The sequence below is a fragment of the Methylibium sp. T29 genome (assembly GCF_000576205.1).
GTDB classification, from domain to species: Bacteria; Pseudomonadota; Gammaproteobacteria; order Burkholderiales; family Burkholderiaceae_C; genus Methylibium; species Methylibium petroleiphilum.
Genome location: NZ_AZND01000343.1, coordinates 1 through 2,929 on the forward strand (window position 1 = coordinate 1; position 2,929 = coordinate 2,929).

Genomic DNA, 2,929 nt, shown 5'->3' on the forward strand with positions numbered 1-2,929 from the left:
AACCAAAGGGCGGCGAGGCCGAAGACGGCCAGGGCTAGCTGCGTCATGGGCACACCATCTCGAATCCGCCCGCCCTGACCGACAGCGCCGCCTGAATCCACTGGATCGCGTCGCCGCTCTTGATGTGGTTTGTGGTGACGCGGAATACCCGCCAGCCCTCAAGCGTCGCCAGCGCGTACTTCTCGCAATCGCTGTTGAATCCAGCCCCGCGCGAGTGCCGGCCACCGCTCCAGACACCGCCCTCCACTTCGAGCGCCACCTTGGCGTCAGGCCAAGCGAAGTCGAAGCGGAACCGGCGCCCCTTGGTGAACCTGAATTCGCGCTCAGGCGTGGGGAGCTTGTAGGCCCTTATCTGGAGCGCCATCTCGGCCTCAAGCTCGCTCACAGCGCGCCTCGATACATCCACACCAGCAGATCAATCAGATTGGCAAGGCCGTAGAGCAACGTGCACCAGAACGCTAGACCCGCAGCAATCGCGAGCCACGCCCATCGGCCTAGCGTCAAGGTCAATTCGTCCTCAGCATCAATGTCACGCATGGCGGGCTCCCAGCTCAAACACACTGCTCACCTGACCCAGCCCCTCGACGTACCTCCACGGCTGCGGCGGCCCCTTCTCCAGCTTCAGCGGCACGGATGCCTCATACCTCCCGCCAACACGGCGCAGCCATCCACCACGCACAGCGTTGTCGACCACCGTTTGCATGTTTGGCACGCCGGAAACCGACCCGAACTGCGTGATCAGGTCTTGGAAGGAGGCTGTCTGCTTGGTGCGGGAGAGGACTTCCCATACATCGGCCACCCAGGGGTTTTGCGGGGTCATGCGCGCTTCTCCTGCCACTCGCGGGTGAACTCGCCTTTGAAGTGGGGCGAGACGCTGAAGCGGTAGTCGTTGCTGCAGGGAATCTGCTGGATCGGCACGCCGGGGTTGATGATCTCGACGGGCAGGCGTGGCTGATGCGTGGTGTTGCGCTTGGTCGGGGTCTCGGCGCGCCAGGGTGAGGCTGCGCCTTTGGGCTTGGTCCGCCGCTCGACTGCAGAAGCGTAGGCGGATGCCGCTTGTTGGTCGAGGAAGTACCGAGTGACCGTGCTCTGACCAACTCGGACGAGAACTCCCTTGTCTAGGTAGGTCTTGATCCGTGAAAGCAGCGTGCCGCGAGGCAGGTTCAGTTCGGTTTCGAGGTGAGCGATCGAAGCACCACGCTTGCCGCACTTCCTGACGACTTCGGCGAACTGAGGAAACGGATCGACGCGCACGAACTTCCGGCCTTCGCGCTTGGCATCGAGGCGGCGCTGGTAGCGGGCTTTGGCGTTCTCGGCAATCTCGGCCTTGATCTCTGTAAGCCGTGCTGGCCAGTTGTAAGCCATGGCTTCCACTTCGGTCGTGAAGTACCGGATGTGCTTGCCGTAGCCGACACGGAACAGCAGGCCCTTCTGCCAATAGCGACTGACCGAAGCCTTGATGCTGACGGGCTTGATCCCAGGAATCTTGATCTCGGTAACGGCTGCGCCATTCGAGCCAGCGGCCTTGATGATGGATTCGATGGTTTGGAAGGGGGTCATGCGATTTCCGATTCGCGGTCAGCCCAATAAGGCTGCGGGTCCTTGTGGAGCAGCCAGGTCAGGCTGCGCGGTGTGTAGCCGTCCCACCATCCGCTCAGGTAGGCCGTCTGAAGCGGAAGCTCCGGGCGCGTCCTGCGGATGTGATTGCGGCGGTCTTTAAAGGCTTGGTGCTCGCCGTCGGTGAAGCCGGATTCGTAGGCAGTCATGCAGCCTCCGACTTGATCGATTGAGCTACCGCCTTCAGGGTTGGCGGGGGCTTTGTCGCTGTCGCTGCGCGCTCGTCCATAGCGGAGAGCACGGCGGCGGTGCTCGTTGCGGCTTGGGTCGATCGCGCCGGGACCACCGCAGCTCCCAGCGGCACTGGTTCAGCCAAGTCATCGGCGCCGGGATGAACTGCCCGCCATCCTTAGCCCAGATCTCGGATGCGATGTGCGCCCTGAGGCCGGAGATAACTCGATCGGCAATAGGCTCGCAGCCCTTGGTCTCCCACTTGTCCCGGCATTGAGACTCGGCAGCCTTCCGCGGGTGGGAAGGCCAGAGCGCCCAAAACTCATCAAACCGACTGCCCCCGTGGGGGGTTGGGGGGATACGTCTCCGACTACGTCTCCGAATACGAATACGGGCGCATCTGCTTCGCCATCGATGTGCGTATGCTCAGCATCTGCTACGCATACGCTATCCATTGCTGGGTACTTGCTCGTCTTTGCGCGCGTCTGCTGCCTGAAGTCCAGCAACTGAAGGTAGCTCTCCCCGTCCTGAGCCGGGTACACCCTTACAAGGGCCGCGTCTACGCAAGCGCGCAGCCACTTCCCAATGTCCGAGTCGGAAACCTTGTTGAGTTGCCTCGGGTAGCAGGCTGCACGTAGCAGCCCGTGGTCCGCGTAGTAACGGCCGAAGTCGTCCACCACCGACATCAGCCGGCGGTAGAACGTCTCATCGGCCCAGCCGAGCTTCGCTATGCGCGGGCTCGTCAGGATTCCTTCGCGGAGGATGCGGTTAGGCAACTCCATCCCCCTTGGCGTCGCCCAGCAGCTTCACACCATGCTTTCGCATCACATCCAGAAGATCACCAAAGAACTGACTGCTTGGGTCGTCTAGGAGGTCCGCCATCAACTCATAGCCTTCACGGCCGATGCCGAAGACGTCCAGATTCCTTAGAAACCTCCCGCCCGCGAACTGCTGCGGCTTGATAGAGCGCACTTGCTCAAAGAGAGCCTTGAGAACATCGTCGGCCATCCAATCCGGCATGGCGCCAGAACCGTAGGCCATGAAATCGTCAAGGCTCATCGGCCCATCAACAGCGAGCCGAGCCATCAACTCGGTGCGAATGTCCTTGCGGTCGTGCTCGTCTTCATGGCACGGCTGGCAC

At 62.0% G+C, this 2,929-nt stretch carries 6 protein-coding genes; all 6 read right to left on the reverse strand.

Annotated elements, in window-relative coordinates; all coding sequences use genetic code 11:
- Nucleotides 1–43 precede the first annotated feature (43 nt).
- Nucleotides 44–385 carry a hypothetical protein gene (locus x551_RS20530; protein ID WP_036250767.1) on the reverse strand — a complete coding sequence of 114 codons (342 nt, stop codon included), beginning with the start codon at nt 383–385 and terminating at the stop codon, nt 44–46.
- Nucleotides 382–537 carry a hypothetical protein gene (locus x551_RS25985; protein ID WP_161728104.1) on the reverse strand — a complete coding sequence of 52 codons (156 nt, stop codon included), beginning with the start codon at nt 535–537 and terminating at the stop codon, nt 382–384. Before x551_RS25985 ends, x551_RS20530 begins: the two co-directional genes overlap by 4 nt.
- Complete coding sequence (locus x551_RS20535; RefSeq protein WP_036250770.1) at nt 530–820, reverse strand: hypothetical protein; 291 nt, start codon at nt 818–820, stop codon at nt 530–532. The genes x551_RS25985 and x551_RS20535 overlap by 8 nt, the downstream gene beginning before the upstream one ends.
- Nucleotides 817–1,560, reverse strand: a complete 744-nt coding sequence (locus tag x551_RS20540; RefSeq protein WP_036250773.1) for a hypothetical protein — start codon at nt 1,558–1,560, stop codon at nt 817–819. The genes x551_RS20535 and x551_RS20540 overlap by 4 nt, the downstream gene beginning before the upstream one ends.
- Nucleotides 1,557–1,766, reverse strand: coding sequence for a hypothetical protein (locus tag x551_RS20545; RefSeq protein ID WP_036250776.1), 210 nt, complete (start codon nt 1,764–1,766; stop codon nt 1,557–1,559). The genes x551_RS20540 and x551_RS20545 overlap by 4 nt, the downstream gene beginning before the upstream one ends.
- 790 nt (nt 1,767–2,556) lie before the next feature.
- The coding region (locus x551_RS25990; protein WP_036250779.1) for a hypothetical protein at nt 2,557–2,929 on the reverse strand (373 nt) is incomplete at its 5' end.